Origin of the sequence: Moorena sp. SIO1F2, assembly GCF_010672755.1 — a bacterium.
Taxonomy (GTDB): Bacteria; Cyanobacteriota; Cyanobacteriia; order Cyanobacteriales; family Coleofasciculaceae; genus Moorena.
Window position 1 is genome coordinate 1 of record NZ_JAAHFV010000408.1, and the last position, 5,413, is coordinate 5,413.

6 protein-coding genes are annotated in these 5,413 nt (G+C 42.1%); 4 read left to right on the forward strand and 2 right to left on the reverse strand.

Annotation, left to right across the window (positions count from 1 at the left end):
* Positions 1-147 precede the first annotated feature (147 nt).
* The gene (locus F6J94_RS29515) at positions 148-537 is read right to left on the reverse strand and encodes a hypothetical protein (RefSeq protein ID WP_293046858.1); all 390 of its coding nucleotides are present in this window, start codon (positions 535-537) and stop codon (positions 148-150) included.
* A gap of 63 nt (positions 538-600) precedes the next feature.
* A complete protein-coding gene (locus tag F6J94_RS29520; RefSeq protein ID WP_293046860.1) occupies positions 601-804 on the reverse strand; it encodes a hypothetical protein in 204 nt (67 codons plus the stop codon).
* Positions 805-1,553: 749 nt separating this feature from the next.
* On the opposite strand from F6J94_RS29520, the gene F6J94_RS29525 reads away from it, so the two are divergent.
* From F6J94_RS29525 to F6J94_RS29540, 4 genes are all read left to right on the forward strand, one after another.
* The gene (locus F6J94_RS29525) at positions 1,554-2,198 is read left to right on the forward strand and encodes a hypothetical protein (protein WP_293046862.1); all 645 of its coding nucleotides are present in this window, start codon (positions 1,554-1,556) and stop codon (positions 2,196-2,198) included.
* A 48-nt stretch (positions 2,199-2,246) separates the two neighbouring features.
* Complete coding sequence (locus F6J94_RS29530; RefSeq protein WP_293017474.1) at positions 2,247-2,864, forward strand: aminodeoxychorismate/anthranilate synthase component II; 618 nt, start codon at positions 2,247-2,249, stop codon at positions 2,862-2,864.
* Positions 2,865-2,888: 24 nt separating this feature from the next.
* The gene (locus F6J94_RS29535; RefSeq protein WP_293017473.1) at positions 2,889-3,674 is read left to right on the forward strand and encodes an MBL fold metallo-hydrolase; all 786 of its coding nucleotides are present in this window, start codon (positions 2,889-2,891) and stop codon (positions 3,672-3,674) included.
* 367 nt (positions 3,675-4,041) lie between these two features.
* Complete coding sequence (locus F6J94_RS29540) at positions 4,042-5,346, forward strand: aminopeptidase P N-terminal domain-containing protein (protein ID WP_293046864.1); 1,305 nt, start codon at positions 4,042-4,044, stop codon at positions 5,344-5,346.
* Positions 5,347-5,413: the final 67 nt, after the last annotated feature.

The following is a 5,413-nucleotide window of genomic DNA, read 5'->3' on the forward strand; positions in this document are numbered from 1 at the left end:
TCCACAAACTTGGAGTAAATTGATTGACTAGCAAGGCTTTGAGCCACGTTGATCATTCGACCAGCAGTTGCCTCATGTCTCACCCGATCAGGGAGCGTGAGATTAATGGGGGACAGGAATTATAATAGTTGAAGGTAATAACGAATATTACTGATTACTAGTATAGTTTTCCGTTAACAGGATAAGATAGTCTAATGCTCCATATAATCCTGACAATTTATCAATCGTAAAATTCTCGATATTTTGAGTAAAAATGTCCCTTTGTAATCGTCCAAATTGCCATAAATTACCATCAGTAACTATGCCATAAACAGGACGTTGAACATCTTGAGGTGCGACCCGTGGCGAATTTAATTCGCCAACGGAAAGCGCACCTAAGATTTTTTGGTAAGCTACTAACTCGGCAAGGCATTGCCCCCAACCTTGTTGAAAATCATTTTTATTCGCCTCAACAATAATAACCAGTGGTTTTTCTAAAACCGTTTTTCCTAATTCGGATTTTGTCGAAAATATGTAGTCAGGAGTCCCTGAAAGCACTTGGTCATAGAAAATGCTTTTTTGAATCCAGAAAGCATAGGTTTTATAGTATTTTTTATAGAGTTATCGCAACAATGGGGAAATGATAATTTCACTCCGGGAAGCTTCCGAGCTGAATACATCTATCGTTTCTTTATAAAACTCTAGGTCTTTCAAAAAAATTTCTGGTGGGTCAGTGTCTTGAGAAACTATAAACGTTCCCTCTTCGTATTTAATTTGATAGTGTTTCTGTACATCAGCAATAGTTTTAAAGTCGCTAAATGCCATAGTTAATCAGTATCCTGATTGGGTCTAATCATATCTTAGACATCAAACTATCTCGTTATGATATTGGAACAGATGTGCGCCGTAGCCTAAGAGACTTTATATAAAGTAAATTATAAAGTATATCTTAAGACTGCGATTAGTCGCTGACTTTCATAGCACTTAACAAGTATAAAGAGTGATCGCTCTTAACCAGAAGAAATAAGTATAAATACTTGATTACTTACAAAAATCAAGATTTGACTACAATTTAACCAATGCGATCGCTAAACAACATTAAGAGGGTGAAGCCAAGCTCGGGTTTGCTGGTTGTTGGGTAGTCGAGTGCGATCGCTTTTAGCGGAAGCTGAGGCCTAAGGCCAATCGCTCTTAACCAGAAGAAATAAGTATAAATACTTGATTACTTACAAAAATCAAGATTTGACTACAATTTAAGCAATGCGATCGCTAAACAACATTAAGAGCCAGAATTCCTTATTCTCGGGATTATGATCTATTTGGAGCTCTTAGCTGATCGGGTAAGCATTCAGCACTCAGCACTCAGCACTCAGCACTCAGCACTCCGCTTAATCCTTACGGCCAGGGAGAAGCTGACGTAACAAAGATTAAACTAATGCTTACCTGTTTTATTCAAAAGTCAAGTAGCGTGGCACAGGCTTCTACCGTGGCACAGGCTTCGACGCTGAGACCTAACCCATAAGCTGATAACTGATACGCGACACGCTGATAGCTGATTGCTGACAAATTAACTTATGAAAAAATCGATATTCAAAGAAAACCGAAAGTATACATTTAGTGACTATTTTGCGATGACCAATCCCACTGAGGAAATTGTTGGTGAGTTTGGTTACTCCTTTGCCATTGAAGTAATTGACCTCCCTAAGTCTACTAACTATGACCTAGATATCATTGAAAACCTCAACCATACCTACTACACCATTATTCCCAAAATAAGCATTACCTCGGAAATTGCCAAACGGGAATTTCTGATTGCCCCACTAATCCTGGAAATTGCCAAGCTGCTCCCAGTTAAAGTCAATGTTGAGTATCCCCTAGACATTAACGATCAGCTAGGGGGAGCGCTAGACTACTTATTAAAAAGTAGCCAAAATCTGATTATTATAGAAGCCAAAAAGAAAGATATTGATGGTGGTTTCAACCAGTTAGCAGCAGAATTAATTGCTTTAGATAAGTATGAAGATAGCGAATCTATTGAAGTCCTCTATGGCGCTGTTACTCTGGGGGATATTTGGAAATTTGGAACCCTTGATAGGAAACGGAAGCACATTGCCAAAACTATTCAAAGTCAGACTATTCCTAGGGATACAGAAGAGATATTCTCAATTCTGATTGGAATACTAAGCTTAAAACCAGGGCAGAGTTCAATTAAGTTGTAACCTATAATCTATAACCTGCAACCTATGGTCAATCGGGAGTAACCGATCATGATTATTGTCATTGACAACTACGACAGCTTTACTTACAATTTAGTACAGTACCTAGGAGAATTGGGTACCCAATTACCTGTTGCATCAGAGATTCAGGTCTATCGCAATGATAAAATTGATTTACAGAAAATTCGCCAACTCAACCCAGATGGGGTAGTGATTTCTCCAGGACCAGGACGTCCTGAAGATGCTGGCATATCAAGTGCTATCTACAGCAATTTGGTGTCAAATATACCAATTCTAGGGGTTTGCTTGGGTCATCAAGCATTGGGTCAGGTATTTGGTGGGAAAATTGTTTCGGCACCAGTATTGATGCATGGCAAAACCTCAGAGATTCATCACACTGGGGTTGGGGTTTTTCGGGAATTACCCAATCCTTTCACAGCGACTCGATACCATAGCTTAGTTATTGACCGCAGCAGCTGTCCTGATGTCTTGGAAATCACGGCTTGGGTAGATGATGGCACAATTATGGGAGTTAGACATCGGAACTATCCCCACCTCGAAGGCGTCCAATTTCATCCAGAGAGTATTTTGACCTGTTCTGGTAAGCAACTTCTAAAAAACTTCTTAGAATCCCTGCCAGCATCTGCTACTCTCTCTATATCTCCCTGAAAATAAACTTGTTTCCAAGAAACCATGAAACGGCGACAGTTGATGCGCTATGTGAGTGCGGGTGTACTCACAACTCTTTCAACCGGCTTAGCTTCTGGACTCACTTCTTACCAAGCACAGCCATCACGCAATGTACTGACAGTACAGTGGCTTGGTCATACCTGCTTTTTATTTACTGGGGGTGGTGTGCGAGTTTTAGTCAACCCATTCCAAACCATTGGGTGTACGGCTAGATATAAATCACCAAAAGTAGAGGCAGATTTAGTCCTAATCAGTAGCCTACTACTAGATGAAGGAGCAGCGGAAGGAATACCGGGGAGTCCCCGGCTCCTCTTTGAACCGGGTATTTTTCAAGTAAATGGGCTAAAATTCGAAGGAATTAGTATTCCTCACGACCGAGTCGGTGGACGTCGGTTTGGTAATAATGTGGCTTGGAAATGGACTCAAAACGGTATCAATATCCTACACCTGGGAGGAGCAGCAGCCCCTCTAGATATTGAGCAGAAAATTCTGATCGGGCGTCCTGATTTAGCGTTGATTCCAGTAGGAGGGGGACCGAAAGCTTACAACCCTCAAGAAGCTAAACAGGCATTTGATTTCCTTAAGGCCAAGATCATGATTCCTACTCATTTCCGAACCAAGGCCGCTGATGCCGAACAGTGTGATATTTTGCCACTGGAGGAGTTTTTAACATTGATGAAGGACACACCCATACGCCGTGCCAAAAACGATACCATTAGGATTAGCTCAAGGGATTTATCCCAGGATGGGTCAGTGATTCAACTAATGAGTTACAACTACAACTTTTAGAATGGGCTTGCCTAGCCCCTTACCCAGACTGCAACCGCTTTTCTGGACTGGTGGAGTCCCACACGCTGAGAACTCCAGTGACGCTCAGTAGTTTATGGAAGCTATCTCAGTCCAACCTAGCATAAGAATCCCCAGCTATAATTTTTAATTTAGCTGGGGTGCGTTCAAATAGCTCTCTATAGGCACCAGTTAGAAGTATCAGTTAGTCAAACAGCAGGATGTGTTAGCCAATTACTTTTCAGACATCCTCTTAACTAGTCAAGTCGGAGTTGGTACAACCTATACGGTAAAATTGCCATTAACCGGTTATATCTAGGTGGGCTTAGGCTAAAAAGAAATATAGCGAACAACTAACCAATAACTAAGGATGATTCCACAAACCGAATATAAAGAGCGTCGTGAACAGTTGATGAGTAAGATTGGCAACGGGACCGCTATCTTTCGGAGCGCCCCGGTTGCCATTATGCATAATACTGTGGAATACAATTTCCGACAGGATAGCGATTTTTTTTACTTGACAGGTTTCAATGAACCAGAGGCCGTAGTTGTACTAGCGCCCCATCACGAAGAACACCGATTTGTCCTGTTTGTGCAACCGAAAGAACCAAAGAAAGAAGTATGGACAGGCTATCGGACAGGTGTCGAAGCAGCAAAAGAACTATTTGGTGCTGATGAGACCTATCCGATTACTGAGTTGGATGAGAAGTTACCTCAGTATTTAAAAAAGGCCGATCGAATTTATTACCACTTGGGACGGGATAAAGCTTTCAATGATACCATCCTGAAACACTGGCAAAGGTTGATGGCTCTTTATCCCAAGAACGGAACCGGACCGATGGCTCTCGAATCCACTAACTTAATTCTCTATGGGATGCGCCGGGTTAAGAGTACTAGGGAATTGAAGTTGATGCGTCAAGCTGTGGAAATCTCTGTGGATGCCCATAACCATGCTAGAGCATTTACTCAACCTGGACGTTATGAATATGAAGTGCAGGCAGAGCTAGAACATGATTTTCGGCGACGAGGTGCCATCGGACCGGCATATCCGAGCATAGTAGCATCTGGGGCTAATAGCTGCGTTCTACACTATACCGAGAACAATCGACAGATGCAAGATGGGGATTTACTACTGATTGATGCTGGTTGTTCTTATGGGTATTATAACGCTGATATTACTCGGACATTTCCAGTGGGTGGTAAGTTTACCCCAGAGCAGAAAATTCTGTATGAGTTGGTCTTGAAGGCACAGTTGAATGCGATCGCACAAGTTAAACCAGGGAATCCCTTTAATCAATTTCATGACACGGCTGTGAAAATCCTGGTGGAAGGGTTAATCGATTTGGGACTCCTGGCTGGTGATAGTGAGGAAATTATTAAAGAAGAGAAATATAAACATATATATATGCACCGCACTGGTCACTGGCTCGGGTTGGATGTCCATGACAGTGGAGGCTACAAACAGGGGGAAAACTGGCAGATTTTTCAGCCCGGTAATGTAGTAACAGTGGAACCAGGACTTTATATTGGTCCTGATATTGAGCCTGTGGAAGGTCAGCCAGCTATTGATCAGCGCTGGCGCGGGATTGGGATTCGGATTGAGGATGATGTGTTTGTGAGGATGCCGTCTTTGCCAAACCAATACCGACTCACTACCGGAATACTTTCAACATAGCCCTGGTCTCGAATCAATTTGCCACTAAGCTTAGTTTCATCGTCTGGAACATCAATCAGAATTGCGG

Bases quoted from the DNA above. Each gene is read 5' to 3' on its own strand.
- F6J94_RS29535 (WP_293017473.1), top strand. From the start codon at position 2,889: ATGAAACGGCGACAGTTGATGCGCTATGTGAGTGCGGGTGTACTCACA.
- F6J94_RS29520 (WP_293046860.1), bottom strand. From the start codon at position 804: ATGGCATTTAGCGACTTTAAAACTATTGCTGATGTACAGAAACACTAT.
- F6J94_RS29530 (WP_293017474.1), top strand. From the start codon at position 2,247: ATGATTATTGTCATTGACAACTACGACAGCTTTACTTACAATTTAGTA.
- F6J94_RS29540 (WP_293046864.1), top strand. From the start codon at position 4,042: ATGATTCCACAAACCGAATATAAAGAGCGTCGTGAACAGTTGATGAGT.
- F6J94_RS29525 (WP_293046862.1), top strand. From the start codon at position 1,554: ATGAAAAAATCGATATTCAAAGAAAACCGAAAGTATACATTTAGTGAC.